18 protein-coding genes are annotated in these 17807 nt (G+C 53.2%); 7 read left to right on the forward strand and 11 right to left on the reverse strand.

Annotated features, from left to right (window positions below):
- Positions 1 to 14 precede the first annotated feature (14 nt).
- Together mtlR and B880_RS0120385 are read left to right on the forward strand one after the other, a co-directional pair.
- Positions 15 to 560, forward strand: coding sequence for a mannitol operon repressor MtlR (mtlR, locus tag B880_RS0120380; RefSeq protein ID WP_192841090.1), 546 nt, complete (start codon positions 15 to 17; stop codon positions 558 to 560).
- 63 nt (positions 561 to 623) lie between these two features.
- A complete protein-coding gene (locus tag B880_RS0120385) occupies positions 624 to 986 on the forward strand; it encodes a YibL family ribosome-associated protein (protein WP_017349315.1) in 363 nt (120 codons plus the stop codon).
- On the opposite strand, the gene B880_RS0120390 is transcribed toward B880_RS0120385, so the two are convergent.
- From B880_RS0120390 to B880_RS0120400, 3 genes are all read right to left on the reverse strand, one after another.
- Positions 987 to 1952: a VirK/YbjX family protein gene (locus tag B880_RS0120390; RefSeq protein ID WP_017349316.1), complete on the reverse strand. Its 966-nt coding sequence runs from the start codon at positions 1950 to 1952 to the stop codon at positions 987 to 989. It lies immediately after the preceding gene.
- 223 nt (positions 1953 to 2175) lie between these two features.
- Positions 2176 to 2793: a superoxide dismutase [Mn] gene (gene sodA, locus B880_RS0120395; protein WP_017349317.1), complete on the reverse strand. Its 618-nt coding sequence runs from the start codon at positions 2791 to 2793 to the stop codon at positions 2176 to 2178.
- Positions 2794 to 3019: 226 nt separating this feature from the next.
- Positions 3020 to 4360 (reverse strand): aspartate aminotransferase family protein, encoded by a 1341-nt coding sequence (locus B880_RS0120400; RefSeq protein ID WP_017349318.1) that lies wholly within the window; start codon positions 4358 to 4360, stop codon positions 3020 to 3022.
- Positions 4361 to 4523: 163 nt separating this feature from the next.
- Here B880_RS0120400 and B880_RS0120405 point away from each other — a divergent pair, with 163 nt between their 5' ends.
- Positions 4524 to 5300: a DeoR/GlpR family DNA-binding transcription regulator gene (locus B880_RS0120405; protein WP_017349319.1), complete on the forward strand. Its 777-nt coding sequence runs from the start codon at positions 4524 to 4526 to the stop codon at positions 5298 to 5300.
- On the opposite strand, the gene fdhD is transcribed toward B880_RS0120405, so the two are convergent.
- On the reverse strand, positions 5297 to 6109 hold the full coding sequence (gene fdhD, locus B880_RS0120410) for a formate dehydrogenase accessory sulfurtransferase FdhD (RefSeq protein ID WP_017349320.1): 813 nt from the start codon (positions 6107 to 6109) through the stop codon (positions 5297 to 5299). The two genes, B880_RS0120405 and fdhD, sit on opposite strands and share 4 nt — an antisense overlap.
- Positions 6110 to 6323: 214 nt before the next feature.
- On the opposite strand from fdhD, the gene fdhE reads away from it, so the two are divergent.
- Entirely contained in the window at positions 6324 to 7253 is a 930-nt protein-coding gene (fdhE, locus tag B880_RS0120420) for a formate dehydrogenase accessory protein FdhE (protein ID WP_017349321.1), read from the forward strand.
- Between the two features lie 26 nt (positions 7254 to 7279).
- The gene (locus B880_RS0120425; RefSeq protein WP_017349322.1) at positions 7280 to 7888 is read left to right on the forward strand and encodes a glutathione S-transferase; all 609 of its coding nucleotides are present in this window, start codon (positions 7280 to 7282) and stop codon (positions 7886 to 7888) included.
- Between the two features lie 7 nt (positions 7889 to 7895).
- On the opposite strand, the gene B880_RS26775 is transcribed toward B880_RS0120425, so the two are convergent.
- The 3 genes from B880_RS26775 to glyQ form a co-directional block, all read right to left on the reverse strand.
- Entirely contained in the window at positions 7896 to 8258 is a 363-nt protein-coding gene (locus B880_RS26775) for a hypothetical protein (protein WP_071524426.1), read from the reverse strand.
- Positions 8259 to 8471: 213 nt separating this feature from the next.
- On the reverse strand, positions 8472 to 10541 hold the full coding sequence (gene glyS / locus B880_RS0120430) for a glycine--tRNA ligase subunit beta (protein WP_017349323.1): 2070 nt from the start codon (positions 10539 to 10541) through the stop codon (positions 8472 to 8474).
- A 9-nt stretch (positions 10542 to 10550) separates the two neighbouring features.
- Positions 10551 to 11462, reverse strand: a complete 912-nt coding sequence (glyQ, locus tag B880_RS0120435) for a glycine--tRNA ligase subunit alpha (protein ID WP_017349324.1) — start codon at positions 11460 to 11462, stop codon at positions 10551 to 10553.
- A 229-nt stretch (positions 11463 to 11691) separates the two neighbouring features.
- Between glyQ and B880_RS0120440 the strand changes: the two genes are divergently transcribed.
- Positions 11692 to 12687 (forward strand): acyltransferase, encoded by a 996-nt coding sequence (locus B880_RS0120440; RefSeq protein ID WP_017349325.1) that lies wholly within the window; start codon positions 11692 to 11694, stop codon positions 12685 to 12687.
- A gap of 32 nt (positions 12688 to 12719) precedes the next feature.
- On the opposite strand, the gene B880_RS0120445 is transcribed toward B880_RS0120440, so the two are convergent.
- From B880_RS0120445 to dnaT, 4 genes are all read right to left on the reverse strand, one after another.
- Complete coding sequence (locus tag B880_RS0120445) at positions 12720 to 13976, reverse strand: carbohydrate porin (protein ID WP_017349326.1); 1257 nt, start codon at positions 13974 to 13976, stop codon at positions 12720 to 12722.
- A 454-nt stretch (positions 13977 to 14430) separates the two neighbouring features.
- On the reverse strand, positions 14431 to 15564 hold the full coding sequence (locus B880_RS0120450) for an ROK family transcriptional regulator (RefSeq protein ID WP_017349327.1): 1134 nt from the start codon (positions 15562 to 15564) through the stop codon (positions 14431 to 14433).
- Positions 15565 to 15677: 113 nt separating this feature from the next.
- Positions 15678 to 16418: a DNA replication protein DnaC gene (gene dnaC / locus B880_RS0120455; protein ID WP_017349328.1), complete on the reverse strand. Its 741-nt coding sequence runs from the start codon at positions 16416 to 16418 to the stop codon at positions 15678 to 15680.
- Positions 16418 to 16954: a primosomal protein DnaT gene (dnaT, locus tag B880_RS0120460; protein WP_017349329.1), complete on the reverse strand. Its 537-nt coding sequence runs from the start codon at positions 16952 to 16954 to the stop codon at positions 16418 to 16420. Before dnaT ends, dnaC begins: the two co-directional genes overlap by 1 nt.
- A 203-nt stretch (positions 16955 to 17157) precedes the next feature.
- Between dnaT and B880_RS0120465 the strand changes: the two genes are divergently transcribed.
- Positions 17158 to 17724 carry a DNA-3-methyladenine glycosylase I gene (locus B880_RS0120465; protein WP_017349330.1) on the forward strand — a complete coding sequence of 189 codons (567 nt, stop codon included), beginning with the start codon at positions 17158 to 17160 and terminating at the stop codon, positions 17722 to 17724.
- Positions 17725 to 17807 lie beyond the last annotated feature (83 nt).

Below are 17807 nucleotides of genomic sequence, written 5' to 3' on the forward strand. Positions count from 1 at the left end.
GTTTTACAGCAAATATGCAGGCAATAATGGAAGAGAAGCAGGCTTTTGAGAACCGGGTGCTGGAGCGTCTCAACGCTGGCCGCTCGGTGAGAAGCTTTTTAGTGGCCGCTGCCGAACTGCTGGCGGAAGCGGTGCATCTGCTTGTCCTGCAGGTTTTCCGTAAGGACGATTACGCGGTTAAATATGCCGTTGAGCCACTGCTGTTGGGCGACGGTCCGCTCGGTGAACTGGCGGTGCGACTAAAGTTAATTTACGGCCTCGGCGTGATCAGTCGCCACGAGTATGAAGATTGCGATCTACTGCTGGCACTGCGTGAAGAGTTGAATCACGATGACGCCGACTATCGCTTTACCGATGATGAAATTCTTGGCCCATTCAGTGAGTTACACTGCGTGGCAGCCTGGCCACCCAAGCCGCAATTTCACGCCGAAGACAGCGAACTGCATTTGATGCAGCAGCAGCGCTATTTACAGATGGTGCGCTCAACCATGGTACTTTCACTCACTGAGCTCATCTCCCGAATCTCTCTGAAACAGGCATTTGGTAAATCCTCAGGTTGAGTCTGTCACCTGTTGCTCGGTTTTGCTGTATGCTTTGCCTGTTTTCCCTAACGAGTTGTTGTCATGAAAGAGCCAGAAAAGAACGAAATTAAACGTCTCAGCGATCAGCTGGATGCCCTGAATCGCAAAGAGCCACAGCTGCTGGAATCCGGTGAAGCCGAGAAACTGGGCGAGCTGTTGAAAGAGAAAGAAGCGCTGGTGGCGGAGATTGAACGTCTGCGTGATGTCCGCGATCAGAAGCTGAGCAAAGAAGCAGAAAAGCTGATGAAGCTGCCTTTCTCGCGTGAAATCACGAAGAAAGAGCAGGCTGATATGGGCACACTGAAAAAAACCGTACGCGGCATCGTGGTGGTTCACCCAATGACCGCGTTAGGTCGCGAGCTGGGTCTGAAAGCCATGACCGGCTACGCGAAAAAGGCGTTCTGATCACTCAGACGCGGGGACGATGTACTCCTCGCCTGCCGCTGCCATCACCTGCTGCGCTAAGCTGTCCAGCAGGCTGTAGCGGCGGCGGTATTCTGCCCGCTTTTTGCTGGCAATCTCTTCCAGTGATTTGCGCGTCATGTTGAGCGGTAGCTGGAACATGCCGTCTTTACGCCCTTCCCCACCCAAAGATAACCAAAATTCACTGTAGCTGGCGTGGAAATGCTGACCCTTGCTGTGACGATAACGCAGGCTGCGGAAGACGTGTGTGTCATCGCCTACCGCGGAAATCGCCTGCGCGCCCGTGACTTTAGCCAGTAAAAATACCGCTTCCATCACCAGACGTTTTGGGAACAGGCCATGCGCGGATTTTGTCGCATCGCGGACCGCTTCCGCATAGATATGCTTGCGTGGCCCCTGTAAGCCGCCAATCAGCAGCGTCGGAACACCCAGTTCCTGCACCAGTGAGAAAGAGAGAGAAGCGATCAGATGCTCCTGGAAACGCAATTCCAGCGTGGCTTCCCCTTCACGGTCAAACCGGCCAGGACAGCAGTGGATCTGGAATACCTCTTCGTTTTTACCACTGAACTCAGCCAGCAGGTGATCCCCTGGATGCTGTAGCAGGTAACGCAGAGCGGGGTTAGCGATCTTAGCCACCGTGCGATAGTGATGAATAATGGCTTCGGCACGTTCCGCTACGCTAATCCCTGCGCGCAAATAAGGTCGGTGTAATTTCACCGGCAGCAACCCCTGCACTTGCAACAAGGCCGGGAGTTCGGGAAGTTGAGAAAGCGAGTTAAGGTAGCGCAGCGTGCTGACCGGGAAAGCCAGGGTACGCAGGGCAAACTTAACGCGAAAGCCTTTACTGAGCCACATGTGGTTCGCAGGGACAACTTTGCCGTTCAGCAGCTGTACAAACAGTGAAGCGGACGTGCGCGGGTCCGCCGCCGGAGTGGTCAACATAGACATGAGAATTCTTTATTTGCTCAAAGTTGATTAAATTACCGGCAGGTTAAGGCAGGTATCTTCAACGGCAATTGAATATCACGTCGAGAAACTACTCTTCCGAGTGAAAATTCACTTCTGTTTAGTGTGGGTTTAAGAAAAGTTCAAGGCGTTAAAAAACCGGTGCCTGAAAGGCTACCGGTTTTGGTGAGGGGCACTGCTAATTCAGCAGGTGCGATCGCATCACTTATTTAGCAGAAGCGAAACGTGCAGCGGCTTCGTCCCAGTTCACAACGTTCCAGAACGCTTTGATGTAGTCAGGACGCTTGTTCTGATACTTCAGGTAGTAAGCGTGTTCCCACACATCCAGACCAATGATTGGGAAGCCTGATGCGCCAGAGATGGCTTCGCCCATCAGTGGGCTGTCCTGGTTAGCGGTAGAAACCACAGCCAGTTTGTCGCCTTTCTTAACCAGCCACGCCCAGCCTGAACCGAAACGCGTTGCTGCTGCTTTCTCGAATTCAGCCTGGAAAGCTTCTACGCTACCGAAATCTTTTTCGATGGCCGCTTTCAGGTCGCCCTGCAGAGAGGTACCCAGTTTCAGGCCTTTCCAGAAGAAGCTGTGGTTAGCGTGGCCGCCAGCGTTGTTACGCAGTGGGCCTTTTTTGTCTGCTGGCAGTTGATCCAGTTTAGCGATCAGCTCTTCTACCGGCAGGTTTGCGAATTCAGTACCTTCCAGCGCTGCGTTAGCGTTGTTCACGTAAGCCTGGTGGTGTTTAGAGTGATGGATTTCCATCGTCTGCTTGTCGAAATGCGGTTCCAGTGCGTCATAAGCGTAAGGCAGGGATGGCAGTGAGTAACTCATGTTCTTCCTCTCCATTTAGTATTGGGCAACGCCTCTCAGCGGGCGCGCCGCGTAAGCAGTCAGGTCATTATAGTGAAATTCTTGATCGGTAACAGCGTAATCAATGCCCTAATGTTGCTAAGGTTTTCCACCGTCTGGCAAAAGGAATTGTGCTGAAGAATGAGGGAGATAGCAGCGGGTCTGGCAGAATAATATGCGGGGTTGTATCGACAACCCCGCTTGTCAGTTAGTGCCCTAATGCGGTTAAAGAGGCATCCAGCGCACCGACCAGCCAGTCGATATCGCTTTCCTGGAACGCCAAAGGTGGACGCAGTTTCAGCACGTTGCCATAAGGCCCGGCCACGGAGGTCAGTACGCGGTGTTCGCGCAGTTTTTCAATCAAGTCCAGCGCCAGCGCTTTATTTGGCACTTTGCTGTGACGATCTTCCACCAGCTCAAAGCCAATAAACAGCCCGGCACCGCGCACATCGCCGATGCACTCGTGGCGATCCATCAGCTTGCTCAGCTCTGCCAGCAATTTCGCGCCCACTACGCGGCTATGCTCTTGCAGCCCCTCTTCTTTGATCACTTTCAACACGGCCTGGGCCGCCGCCATCGCTACCGGGTTGCCGCCAAAGGTGTTGAAGTAGGGGATATTGTCGCTGAATGAGGCCAGTACATCGCTTTTTGCCAGCAAGCCAGACACTGGAATACCGTTACCCATCGGTTTGCCGGTGGTAATCACATCCGGCACCACCCCATGGCGGCCAAAGCCCCAGAAGGCATCGCCGGTACGGGCAAACCCAGGCTGCACTTCATCGGCAATAAAGATCCCGCCGTTGGCGTGCACCACATCCACCGCTTTTTTCAGGAAGCCGCGCGGGTTAGGCAATACGCCATCAGAAGAGAAAATGGAGTCCGCCAGGAAGCCGGCAAATTTGATGCCGTGCGCTTTCATATCATCAATCTGCCGCTGAATCTGATCGGCAAACCACTCGCCAAGATCCGGTGCATTCACGCGGTAAGCATCCGGTGGTGACACCAGGCGCGTCGTCGGGGCCAGAGGCTGACCCGAACCCAGTGCCGGAGATGCGCCAGAGGTCAGTTCACTGGTGCCGTGATAGGCTTCCTGCGTCACGATGATGCCGGTGCCGCCACTCCAGGCCCGCGCCACGCGCATTGCCAGGTCATTCGCTTCTGAGCCCGTACACATGAACATGGCACGATCGATTTCTTCAGGCGCGGTGGCCAGCAGTTCTTCGCTGTAATTCAGAATATTTTCATGCAGATAGCGCGTGTGCGTATTCAACATTTTCATCTGCTGATTCACCGCTTCAATCACTGCCGGGTGGCAGTGACCAATACTCGCGACGTTGTTATAAACGTCGAGATATTTATCTCCCGCAGCATCCCACAAATATTGCCCTTCACCGCGCACCAGGTGTACCGGCTTGCGATAGAACAGGCGATAGGATTCGCCCAGCACTTTGCTGCGTTTTTCGGTTAGTTTGCGTGTGTCGTCGTCCAGCGCCGCAGCATGTTCAGCGCGAAAGCTGTTGGTATCCATGATAGTAGAGCGAGTGACCATGGGAACTCCCGTTGCGAAGGTGAAAAGGGGTGGTTGATGGTTTTACTATGCCTGCTTTTTTATAAAATGCAACCAAATACACAAACGCAACCAAATACACATGACGCCATTCACCGACTACGATAAACTTGCTGCCATTCGTGTTTAATCAGGAAGCATCATCATGTTGCAGGAGACCCGTTTACACCGCATTCGCGCACTGCTCACTACGCTGCATCAGGTGAGCACCGAACGCATCATTACCGAACTGGGGATCTCCCGCGAGACCGCTCGCCGCGACATCATTGAGCTAGAAGCTCAGGGCGTAGCGCGGCGTGTACATGGCGGGCTGGTTGCGGTTGAGAGCCAGGAAGAAGCCCCGCTGCGCGTGCGTCTGAGCGCACAGGCCAAAGAAAAACGGGCGATTGCGCGGGCTGCCGCCTGCTTATTGCAGCCAGGGCAGACGCTGTTTTTGGATGCAGGCAGCACCACCACCATGCTGGCTGAAGAGCTGCGCACCATGTCCGGCCTGACAATCATTACCAACAGTTTGCAGGCTGCGCTGGCGCTGAGCGCAGGAGAAGAACGGGATACACTGAATAACGAGGTGATTCTACTGGGAGGCGTGATGGGCGCAGGCGCTCAGCAAACGCGGGGGGAATCTACCATCGCAGAAATTTGCCGTTTCCGTGCCGATGTTGCCCTGCTCTCTCCCGTCGGCATTGACGCCAAAGCCGGGGCCAGCAGTTTCTATCCCCACGAAGCCGCGATTGCCCGCGCGATGGTACAACAGGCAACGCGCACCGTGCTGCTGGCCGATCACAGCAAAATTGCCGTAGTCAGCCGCGTGGTTTATGCGTTGCCGTCGAACATCAGCGTACTGGTGACCGATGCCGGAGGCCAGCATCCTGCGGCGCTGAAAGCGCTACGCCAGGCATTGCCAGACGTGATCAGCGTTTAAACCAACCGTTGTGGATGGGTGTAAATGATGCCTCGTCCCGGTTTGGCGAAGCCGACCAGAGTCAGGTTAGCACGTTCTGCCACCTCCACCGCCAGCCGGGTCGCGGCGGAGACGGCAAACAGAATCTCGACGCCACACATCGCCGATTTTTGCACCATTTCATAGCTGGCGCGGCTGGAAACCAGCACCGCGCCCTGCTGCCACTGTGCCTCGCTACGTAGACCCAGTAGTTTATCCAGCGCCACATGACGACCCACATCTTCACAGCCACCGCTCAGGCTGCCGTCTGGGGCGATCCACGCTGCGGCATGCGTGCAGCCGGTTTTCTCGCCAATCGGCTGGAACTGGCGCAACTGCTGTAATGCACTATCCAATTGCGCCAGCGCGAAGGTTTGGGTAAAGGGTAAAGGTGCGATGGGGCGTGCAATATCAGCCAATTGCTCCACGCCACACACACCGCAGCCAGTACGGCCAGCCAGATTGCGGCGGCGCTCCTTCAAGGCCATAAAACAGCGACTCGCCAGCTCAATCTGCACTTCAACGCCTCCACACTGCATCACCACCTCAATGCCATAAATGTCACGTGGATGCGCAATGATGCCCTCTGAGAGAGAAAAACCCAGCGCAAATGCAGCAAAATTGCCGGGTGTGGCCATCATCACTACGTGGGAAATGCCGTTGTAGACCAGCGCTACCGGCACTTCATCGGCCAGCCAGTCTTGCTGAGAATTGTGCTGATCTGCTCGTGACCAGACATTGCGCTGTGCCAGCCCTTGAGCAGCTTCAGCGGGTAAAATTTCATCACTCATTTTCACGCTACGCGCTCCTGAAAATCCGGCCCGGAGCCAGAAAATAACTGGCAAGTCATGGGCGAATACCTCTATTCTGAACCTGACAGGCAAGGAGGACAAGGAGACGCGCTGCGGGGAAACTGGCGCAGATGCACAGCCGCTTTCATGCTGGCATCAGCAAACGCTGGCTATACTGGCCATTTCGCCCAACCATCAACACAAAAGGTTTCTGATGACAATTCGCATCATCCCGCACCCGCCGCTGGAGAAGCGCGATAGCTTGCTTAATCAAGAGACACCGCTGTTACTGTTCCCTCAGCTCAAACCGCTGTATCAGCGCCGTACCGCACGCCTGCGCCATCTGGCAGAGCGCAATCCGCTGGGTGACTACCTGCGTTTTGCCGCCGTGATTACCACGGCTCAGGAGATCGTCCTGTACGATCATCCGCTGCATTTCAATATTGTCGAGCAACTTACCGACAGCGCCGCCCGGCAAAAACCGCCGCTGGATATCACCACGTTAGCGCGCAGCGATCACTGGCAGCGTTTACTGCACTCCCTGATCGCCGAGCTAAAACCGGAGATGAGCGGCCAGGCACTGGCGGTGCTGGAAAATCTGGAAAAATCCTCCGCCAGCGAGCTAGAAATCATGGCTGAATCGCTGCTAAAGCATGAGTTTGCGCAGGTGAGCAGCGATAAATCGCCATTTATCTGGGCTGCACTCAGCCTGTATTGGGCGCAAATGGCTGCGCTTATCCCAGGCAAAGTCCGCATAGAACAGGGCGAGCACCGTCAGTTCTGTCCGGTGTGCGGTAGCCTGCCGGTTTCTGGCATTATTCCGCTGGGCGGCAAGCAGGATGAGACACGTTATCTACACTGTAATTTGTGTGAGTGTGAATGGCTGGTGGATGAAGGTAAATGCTCGAACTGTGAAGAGGAGAGCGAGCTGCACTTGTGGTCGCTGGAGGGTGAGCAGTCCGCCGTGAAGGCAGAGAGCTGTGGCGTTTGTGGCACCTACCTTAAACTGCTGTGGCAAGCGCGTGACCCGGCGATTGAACCGGTGGCCGATGACCTTGCGTCACTGCTGCTGGATGCCAGAATGGAGCAAGAGAGCTTCTCACGCAGCAGCCTGAATCCCTTTATGTTCCCCGGAGACAGCTAATTTCTGCGTCAATAACGGAGGTGAAAATGAAACTGATCGGCAGCTATACCAGCCCTTTTGTGCGGAAGATCTCCGTTATGCTGTTGGAAAAAGGCATCATTTTCGAGTTTGTGAACGAATCTCCGTGGCTGGAGGAGAGCGAAGTCCCGCGCTACAACCCGCTGGGGAAAGTTCCGGCGTTGGTGGATGACAACGGACAGTGCTGGTTTGATTCGGCAATTATTGCCGATTACCTCGAGCTACAGCATACACCTCCCGCCTTTTCGCCCGCCGACCCGCTTAAGGCATTGCAGGTACGCCAGTTGGCGAAGCTGGCGGATGGCATTACGGATGCTGCCGTGCTGATCGTGCGTGAGCAGCAGCGACCGGGCAATCAGCAATCCGAAGCGCTGCTGATCCGCTGTCGCGGCCATATTCTACGAGGACTTGATCGTCTGGAGCAGGAAGCCCGCGACGGGCAGTGGCTGCATGGCGATACCCTGAACCTGGCGGACATTGCGACCGGCTGTATGCTCGGTTACCTCAACTTTCGTCGGATTGTGCCGGACTGGTGCGTGGAACGCCCGGCACTGGTCAAACTGGCAGAAGATCTGTTCCAGCGCGCCAGCTTTGCGCGCACCGTTCCGGCATGTTAAGGCAGAATCATCCGCCTGTTCCACTCTCTTGCAGTAACACATGCCCCTTTTTCATCACCAGTAGCTCCCACCGTGAGCTATCTTTATCTGAGGGAATTAAGCGATACAAATACTCTCCGTTAGGAAAGTCATAGCCACGAAAGTCTTGCGAAGGGCCAACGTTAATTGTTGCCCCTTTTAATGTTAAAGTTACTCCCGTTTTTTTATTGACTGAAGTATAAGTAACATTATTACAAGCAATATCATATTCTGAGCAATGCTCATCAATAAATATTTTATAATGCGGCGTAATTAAAAATGGTGATTTATCGCCCGCATAAGACATTGTTGAAAACAAAAAAAACAAAGCAGAAAAAAATATTTTATTCATAATTTCTGATAAACCCCATTATGATAAACGTTGAGTTCTGACTTTCTTCTGTTTAATAACCCACGAGAGCGCTCACCTCTAAGTAAAAATAAGCAAGCTGGGTTTTATTTTACATATAAAAAAATAGTTATTCATATGCCATTTTTTGAGTGGTAAATGAATAGCTACAAATGTATAAGCCAGTCACAATAATGACTGGCTTATACTAAACCGTTACTGCAGCAGCGAGATATCCGCGACTTGCAGGAACAGCTCACGCAGCTGGTTCAGCAGTGTCAGGCGGTTGATGCGTACTGCCTCTTCTTCGGCGTTAACCATAACATTGTCGAAGAAGTTATCTACCGCTTCACGCAATTGCGCCAGTTCAACCAGTGCGTCCTGATAGCGGCCTTCCGCGAAGTACGGCTGGAGCTTATCACCCAGACCGGTCACGAAGGTAGCTAACTGAATCTCAGCATTCTCTTTCAGCAGGGCTGCCTGCACGCTTTCGTTCAGCGTTTCGGTGGATTTTGCCAGAATGTTAGACACACGTTTGTTGGCTGCGGCCAGCGTGGATGCAGCTTCCAGAGTACGGAAGTGCGAAACGGCTTTCATGCGCGCATCGAAATCAGCCGGTCGGGTTGGACGACGCGCCAGTACCGCCTGAATGGTGTCAACGCTGTGACCCGCTTCCTGATACCAGGTACGGAAACGACCCAGCATGAAGTCGATCACTTCATCGACCACTTTTGCGTTGCTCAGCTTGCTGCCGTACAGACGCACTGCTTCTTCTGTCAGGGTTTGCAGATCCAGCGGCAGGTTCTTCTCGACGATAATACGCAGCACGCCCAGCGCAGCACGGCGCAGTGCGAACGGGTCTTTATCGCCTTTCGGATGCTGACCAATACCAAAGATACCCGCCAGGGTGTCCATTTTATCGGCAATAGCGACTGCACAAGCAACCGGGTTAGAAGGCAGATCGTCGCCCGCAAAACGCGGCTGATACTGCTCGTTCAGTGCAACTGCAACGTCTTCCGCTTCACCGTCATGGCGCGCGTAGTGCATGCCCATCACACCCTGGGTGTCCGTGAACTCGAATACCATGTTGGTCATCAGGTCACATTTGGACAGCAGGCCAGCACGGGTAGCGTGATTCACATCTGCACCGATCTGAGCGGCAACCCAGCCCGCCAGGGCCTGAATGCGATCGGTCTTGTCTCGCAACGTTCCCAGCTCTTTCTGGAACAACACGGTTTCCAGACGTGGCAGGTTATCTTCCAGACGCTTTTTACGGTCGGTATTGAAGAAGAACTCAGCATCGGCCAGACGTGGACGTACCACCTTCTCGTTACCGGAGATAATTTGCTGCGGATCTTTCGACTCAATATTGGTCACAAAGATGAAGTTTGGCAGCAGTTTGCCGTCAGCGGCATAGACCGGGAAGTATTTCTGGTCACCCTTCATGGTGTAAACCAGGGCTTCTGAAGGTACTGCCAGGAACTTCTCTTCAAATGTCGCCGTCAACACCACTGGCCACTCGACCAGCGAAGCAACCTCTTCCAGCAGGCTATCGCTCAGGTCAGCTTTACCGCCCAGTTTCACCGCGGCAGCTTCAGCATCGGCCTTGATTTTGGCTTTACGCGCAGCAAAGTCGGCAACGACTTTACCGCGTTGTTCCAGTACCTGTGGATACTGATCGGCATTTTCCAGCGCAAATTCAGGCTCACCCATAAAGCGGTGGCCGCGAATGATGCGGTCAGAAGCAACACCCAGAATCGTTGCCGGAATCAGCTCTTCACCCAGCAGCAACGTCACGGTGTGTACCGGACGCACGAACTGAACATCGCTGTCTGCCCAACGCATCAGTTTAGGAATTGGCAGCTTAGTAAGTGCGGTGGCGATCATGGCTGGCAGCAACTGCTGAGCCGTCTCGCCTTTCACCTGCGCACGGTAAACCAGCCACTCACCTTTGTCGGTGCTCAGGCGTTCAGCTTCATCAACAGTGATGCCATTACCACGCGCCCAGCCTTCCGCTGCTTTAGTGGCTTTGCCGTCAGCATCAAACGCTGCCGAGACTGCCGGGCCACGCTTTTCTACTTCACGATCTGGCTGCGCGGCACTCAGGCTAGCCACTTTTACCGCCAGGCGGCGCGGCGATGCAAACCAGTTAATCTCGCCGTGGCTCAGGCCTGCGCTATCCAGTTCGCTGGTAATCTGTGCAGCAAAGGCTTCCGCCAGGCTGCGTAGGGCTTTTGGTGGCAGCTCTTCGGTGCCAATTTCCACCAGGAAAGTTTTTTCGGTCATGGCTGCCTCTTACTTGTTGTTATTGCACATCGGGAAGCCCAGTGCCTCACGCGAGGCATAGTAGGCTTCGGCCACTGCTTTGGTCAGTGTACGAATGCGCAGGATGTAGCGCTGACGCTCAGTGACCGAGATGGCCTTACGCGCGTCCAGCAGGTTGAAGCTGTGGGCGGCTTTCAGGATGCGCTCATAGGCAGGCAGTGGCAGCGGTTTTTCCAGCGCCAGCAACTGCTGAGCTTCTTTTTCATACTGCTCGAAGCAGCTGAACAGGAAATCCACGTCTGCGTATTCAAAGTTGTAAGTGGACTGTTCCACTTCGTTCTGGTGGAACACGTCGCCATAGGTGGTGGTGCCAAATGCGCCGTTGCTCCAGACCAGATCGTATACGCTGTCAACGCCCTGGATATACATCGCCAGACGCTCCAGACCATAGGTGATCTCACCGGTTACCGGTTTGCACTCCAGTCCACCTACCTGTTGGAAGTAGGTAAACTGCGTCACTTCCATCCCGTTCAGCCAGACTTCCCAGCCCAGTCCCCAGGCACCCAGCGTTGGGTTTTCCCAGTTATCTTCGACAAAGCGGATATCGTGCACAGTAGGATCCAGACCCAACTCTTTCAGCGATCCGAGATACAGCTCCTGAAGGTTGTCCGGGTTAGGTTTAATCATCACCTGGAACTGGTAGTAGTGCTGTAAACGGTTAGGGTTTTCACCGTAGCGGCCATCGGTTGGACGGCGGGAAGGCTGTACGTAGGCGGTCGCCATTGGCTCCGGCCCAATTGCGCGCAGGCAAGTCATTGGGTGTGAAGTGCCAGCGCCGACTTCCATGTCCAGCGGTTGAACAATGGTGCAGCCCTGACGCGCCCAGTAATCCTGCAAGGTCAGGATCAGGCCCTGAAAGGTCTTGGTATCAAACTTTTGCATGTTGAATTCGCACGCGTTGGGTAGATGAAAAAAGTGTGCGCCAGTATACCCTTTGACCGCGCGATGTGCAGCCGGAAATCCTGCGCCCGGTGCGGCTGTTGAAGCAAGGTTACACGACAGACAGCTCTGAAAAGACGGATGGATAGGTTGTCGTCTGCTATACCGCTGCTACCCTTGGTGACGGAGTATCCTGCCAACAGGCTTCCTGACAGCAAAAACGCAACGGATTATGACGCAGAAAATTCACTGGATTAGCAACTTACGCGCGGTAGCCTGTCTGATGGTGATCGTGATTCACACCACCACCTGGTACATCACCGGCCCCGAAGCGGTGCGCGGTTGGAGCTGGGATCTGGCAAACTTGCTGAACTCCGCCTCACGGGTCTGCGTTCCGCTGTTCTTCATGATGTCAGGCTACCTGTTTTTCGGTGAGCGCAGCGCGCAACCGCGCCATATGTTGCGGCTGGTGGCCTGTTTACTGTTTTACAGTGCTGTCGCCCTGGCCTATATCACCCTGTTGACCCCCATTAACGAGGGGCTTTCACTGCTGCACCTGCTGCAAAAACCGGTGTTTTATCACCTGTGGTTCTTCTTTGCCCTGATCGGAATTTACCTTCTCTCACCGCTTATTCAGGTGAAACCAGTACAGGCTCGTTACGTCTTACTCGTGGTATTGGTACTGGCTGTGCTGGCGAATCCCAATACTGCCAGCCAGTCGGTCGGCGCTTTCCACTGGCTGCCGCTGAATCTGTATGTCAGCGGCGACAGCTTTTATTACCTGCTGTATGCGCTGTTAGGTCGTGCCATCGGCACTATGCACACGGAACGGCGAGGCATAACGCCACTGGCACTGTTAGTCTTCGCTGGCTGCGTCATTGGCATCATGTTGGGCACCCGGCAAGAACTGAAGATCAATGGTGCATTCAACGATACCTGGTATCTTTACTGTGGCCCGCTGGTATTTATTGCGGCGATGAGCCTGCTGGTGCTGTTTAAGAATGCGTTTAACCAGCGCCCGCTGCCGTTGCTGGCGATGATTTCACACTACTCTCTGCCTATTTATGGCTTTCACGCACTGTTCATTCATTTCATTCGCACCCACCACTATGACGCGATGTACTATCCGCTGCTGGATTTACCCTGGGTGTTTGGCGTGACGCTGGCGGGCAGCTTACTGCTGGCGTGGGGGGTAAAACGCGTCGACCGTTATCATCTGGTCAGCTGATACATTCCCCCTGTCTCCAGGGGGCGTTCGGTTTAGAAGTGGTACTTCATGCGCAGGCGCGCACCGTAACGAGGATCGCTATGGGAACTGTCCGCCATCTCACTGTTAATCATGGAAGCGTAACCGCCAAGGTAGATAGCAAAGTTGTCCATCTGCAGTATATCTGGCAATTTCCATGACGCATGCAGCGTGTGAATATTGTAGCTGCCCGGCTTGGTTAACCACGGCCCGGCCCCGCCAAAAGCAGCGGGATTGAGCTTATCGATTTTGTTGTGGGCGAAGATATAGCCCAGTTCAACATCACGCCACAAGCCGTTAGCGCCCAGCGACAGATCGCGTTCATCCTTTGCATCCAGCATGGCGGCATTAAAGTTCATCACCAGGTTGTCACGGGGATCAGGCTGCGCCGCCAGCCACTTCATCGTCAGACCATAACCGGTGCGGCGGGACTGGTCGACCCATTGACCACGGGTATCATGATAGCCCCAGGCATTGCGCATCAGATTGCTTTCCATACCTGCGGCCACAGTGACGTTCTCACCACGCCATGCCAACACCGGACGCATCCGCAGGCTGTTTTTACGATTTTCCAGTTTATAGCCATGGTAAGAGCCATCAGCAAACAGCGCACTGCCATCCTCCAGCACGGTATTCACTTCAAAATACCAGTTATCCCACTCTTTATTGACTAACAGGTTGCCCCCATTTTTACTGCGGCCACGCCCCTCTTTCATCATATAAATGTAGCCATAGCCATCACTGTAAAGATCGTTAGCCGTATTGCCTGAGTGCTCAATAAATGTGTCCTGGTTAAACGCAAACATGTCCCAGGCTTCAAAGCGACCCGCTTTTATTTGCCAGTTTTTCGTTTCACCAAAATAGAAAGCGGCATCATCAAGCCCCATTTCGCCGTTGACTTTTGCCAGTGGCTGCACACTAAATCCAGCATAATGGCCATCAGCCATTTCTCGTTTTCCATCAAACCCCAGTAATATTCTGCCGCCAATATTCAGGCGTTCGTTATTACCTTCCCCCCAGAAACCCTGCGCGTGCTTGTTTGAGGTCAACCGTCCGGTATGGCTGGCAGCATCGAAATCAAACTCCACATCGCCATAAAACTTAAGGTTATTTTTACTGTCACTGCTATTTACAAACCCGGTTCCCGGCTGTTGTGCCAGGCGGCGTTCAATTTCATTTAATCGGGATTCAATATTGTTGTCTTTTAAACTTGCAGACGCGGAGATCGGGAAAAGGGCACAGATTAAAATCGCCAGAGCATTTGCTTTCATAGAAATAATCCTTATGAAAATAAAAAATCCTGATTCTTGATCAGAAGATAACATCAGAGTGTCTTTTTGGTTGTCATGACACAGTAATAATTCACTGCGAGGCGATAATAAAAGGCAACCATTAATTATTCAAGGAGGCTAATTTCACGATATAAAGATAACTTAAGTTACCAAAATATTAAATAGGTTGCATTAAATGCAAAACACAAACACTTCATACACTTAGTGGAAAGTTAATTATTTAACTAACTTTTTCCGCTCATAATAAAATATAAGAAATTAGTAAGTACGTAATCATGGAATTGTGTTGGGGATCACATCCATTAACGTTGAGCTTAAAAGAATAACTTTGCATTTAAGTTTTGTATATTCGCGTGCAAACTGCCCTGACAGGCAGTCAACACGGATGACTGGATGTGTACAGAAACCGCCGCCCAGTGCGGGCGGGGAATCGCTAAATCAATAACTCTTCGTCATGCAAGGTGACTGCCAGCGCTAACCCTTGCGCAGGCGCAACCCGTTCGGGCAAGAAATGCAGTGCGGTATGTTGTGACACCAACGGCAGTGAACAAGCATTGAAACTTTCGTATACGGCCTGGATAAAATGCGTATCTTCACTCCACGGCGCATCAATAATGATATTGGCTGGATCGATCAGTAGCGATAGCTGACTGAGCACTTTGCCCAGGCTGTCTCCCGCCAGTTGCATCACCTCTGCAACGATTTCGGGTGCCAGATGGCGCGACTCCCAGCTCAGCCCAGCCTGACGCAGTGCCAGTCTGCTGTTGACGGCTGCCACGCTGATTAACCCCTCCAGGCATCCCCGGCGGCCGCAAAGGCACATGTCGCCTTCTGGATCGACCGTTAAGTGCCCCACTTCGCCTGCCGTCCAGCTGTCGCCATACATCAGCCGACCCTGCTGTACCAGTGCCCCTCCAACCCCTTCAGCTATTCGCAGATAGAAATGGCTGCTGGTGTGGTCCAGCTGCGCCTGTTGCACGGCGAACAGCGCAGCAGCTTTGACATTGTTCAACATCATCAGCGGTAACCGGGTGACAGGCTGCAAATAGCCCATCAGATCAACGTCCTGCCAGCCAAGGGGAAGAGAGAGATGTAACCAGCCGCGGCTCGTATCGACAATCCCTGGGAATCCGATCGCAATCCCCTGTAGCGCTGGCCACGCTTTGGTGAGAGAGCGGCAGATATCTGCCAGCTGTTCCAGAACACTTTCGACCTGGTGGTTATGCAGTGGGATAAATGCTTCTTCAACCACCACAGAGAAGCAGTCACAGATACTCCAGTGAATGCGATCCCTTTCCAACATAATACCTGCACTAAGCAGTTTATCTGCGCGTAGGCTGATCTCGATTTTAGGTCGCCCAACTAACGGTTTATTCAGCGGGCCACGTTCATCAACCACGCCGAGCGCGAGTAAATCATCGATGATCAGAGAGACGGTGTTCTTACTGAGGGTTAACGCAGCAGACAAATCCTGTCGAGACGTAGCTTTACGCCTGCGCATCTCTGCAATGACGCGTCTTTGGTTGTGCGATCTGAGTAACGCCGGACCTTTACCTGGCTCTTTCATTATGCTCACCACCGGAAGAGAGTGTAATAAGCAGTGTAACAGCGAGTGGGCCGACATCATCTGAGTCTTTTAAAACTATTTTTTTGGTTACTTTAACCAATCTTAAGGATTATTTAATATTCATCGCCCCGCACGCGGCTGCGATAGCTTTCCCAGTCAAATCTTACCCAAAGGCTATTCCCTAGCCTCATTCGGTCCATTACACGCTCTCCCAGCAGTGTGTTCATACCGGCATGGTCGAGGTTGGAGAGCATCCCAGTGGGCCTCTTGGACGACGAACGTCGGTCAACAATCTGATTGATAATCACTTTTTCATAACGTGATTCGCTCTGCATACCAATTTCATCGATCACTAACAGATCAACGCTGCTGAGATCCTGTAGCAGTCGCTCTTCGGTGATATCGCTGGCCCCGCTGAAGGTGCCTTTCATGCTCGACATCAAATCGGCGACGGTCACGATCAGGACGCTTTTTCCTCGCAGGATCAGATCGTTGCCAATGGCCGCAGCCAGGTGGTTTTTACCGGTGCCCGGACGACCAGAAAAAACAAAGCTGGCAATACTGCCATCAAACTCTGCCGCATATTCACGCGCCAGCGCCAGGGCTTTGCGCTGCCCCTCATTTTCGACCCGATAGTTGTCGAAAGAGCAGTTGATGTGCAGTTCACGAATGCCTGAACGCCCCATGATGCGCTGCATTTTCATCGCGCGGTTTTCCCGCACAATCGCTTCTGAACGGCTGCGCCCCTGCTCCTGATTCCAGTTGAGCAGTTCTTCACCCGAAGTAAATTTCGGTTTTACGCCGTCAGGCATCATTCTTTTTAAACGGCGAAACAGATCGTCAGGCGTTTTCATTAGTCACCTCGGAAGCCATCGGGAGTGGTGCGATCGGGATCGGTGATGCGCGTGATATCGCGTTTAGGCTGACCACCTTGTGTTGCACGCTGCATTTGCACACTGCGAGCCAGTTTTTGCTGCCATTGCACATGGTGAAACAGCCGCCCTTCTGCCTGCCAATAGGCCGTGAATCCAGCCAGTTCAGTGGCCGTTAACGGCTCGCTGAGGGCGATGCCCCAAATGGCAGCCTGGCGTTCAAAGTCAGCATCGGGCTGCCATTGAGGATACATCGCAAATTTCCCGGCAGGTATGGCCACTGGCGCGCTCTCAGGGCTAAATAAGCTCTCATCTAACATCACATCATTGGGTTGCTGCGCGGCGGCTTCCAGCGCCAATAGCTGAGCTAATCGCTCAGGCGTAATGGCGTACATTACCGGGGCATACTGCTCCAGCACCGCGAGCGTACCCTGTTCGGCATGTTGCAGCGCAGCCACGGGATCCTGGCGGAACTGATCAAGGCCAATGAGTGTTGAGGTTAAAATTTTGACTGCCATGAGGAAACCTGCGGTGAAGAGATCAAGTCCGCCAAATACCGGACGCTACGACATTAGTGTAACTTTTTTCCTGAGCGGGATCGCCTAAAAAGTCGAACCCACCGCCGCATTGCCGCTATAAAAGAGTACGGTATAACTATTATTCGGCTGACGGTAATATCAAGCTCTGGCCGAAAATTTCCCCGGAAATAAGGAACATGACAATGCAACGCTGCGGTTGGGTAACACAAGATCCACTCTATCTGGACTACCATGACAACGAATGGGGTCGCCCACAAAGGGATAAACACAGCTTGTTTGAGATGATCTGCCTGGAAGGACAGCAAGCGGGCCTCTCCTGGATTACGGTGCTAAAAAAACGGCAGAATTATCGCCGAGCCTTCTTCGATTTTGATGCGCAGAAAATTGCATTGATGGATGAAGCGGCGCTGGCAGAAAGAATGAGCGATTCAGGCCTGATTCGCCACCGGGGTAAGCTGGAAGCCATTATCAGTAATGCCCGTGCGTTTCTTGCGATGGAAGCCGCAGGCGAGTCATTTTCGTCGTTTGTCTGGGAATTTGTCGGCAACCAGCCGCAAATCAGCCACTTCACCAGTTACCGCGATGCCCCGACCACGCTGCCATGCGCAGAAGCGCTTTCTAAGGCACTGAAGAAACGCGGCTTTAAATTTGTTGGCCCGACCACCTGCTACTCTTTTATGCAGGCCTGTGGGTTGATCTGCGAACATCAAACCGACTGCTTTTGTCACCCCGCTAACGTTTCGGGATGAAACTTTACACATTCAGACCAAACCTCAACCCTTTCCTTATTCTGGCACGGCATAATTACGCCGCTTTTAGTGTTCTGGCGAAG

Origin of the sequence: Pantoea sp. A4, from assembly GCF_000295955.2 — a bacterium.
In the GTDB taxonomy this organism is placed as follows: Bacteria; Pseudomonadota; Gammaproteobacteria; order Enterobacterales; family Enterobacteriaceae; genus Pantoea; species Pantoea multigeneris.